Origin of the sequence: Streptomyces caelestis (assembly GCF_001279005.1) — a bacterium.
Lineage (GTDB): Bacteria > Actinomycetota > Actinomycetes > Streptomycetales > Streptomycetaceae > Streptomyces > Streptomyces heliomycini.
Genome location: NZ_LGCN01000135.1, coordinates 1 through 280 on the forward strand (window position 1 = coordinate 1; position 280 = coordinate 280).

Sequence of the window (280 nt, forward strand, 5' to 3'; positions counted from 1 at the left end):
TTCGTGAACGCATCCGTATGGAGGCGGCCGGGATGTTCGCCGCGGGACAGGACAATGCGGCGGTGGCGAAGGAGCTGCGGGTCAGTGTGCGCTCGGTGCGGCGCCGGCGCCGTTCCTGGCAGGAAGGCGGCCGGCAGACGCTGCACTCCAAGGGACCGGCTGCCCGTCCCGAGCCGAACGGGGCCCTGTTCGCGGTTTTGGAGCAGGAGCTGGCCAAGGGGCCGGTCGCGCACGGCCGGCCGGACCAGGCCTGGACCCTGGCCAGGATCAAGACGCTGAT

1 protein-coding gene is annotated in these 280 nt (G+C 71.4%); it reads left to right on the forward strand.

Going from position 1 to position 280, the window contains the following annotated elements:
- On the forward strand, window positions 1-280 hold a 280-nt coding region (locus tag ADK41_RS13750), incomplete at both ends, for a helix-turn-helix domain-containing protein (RefSeq protein ID WP_209438645.1).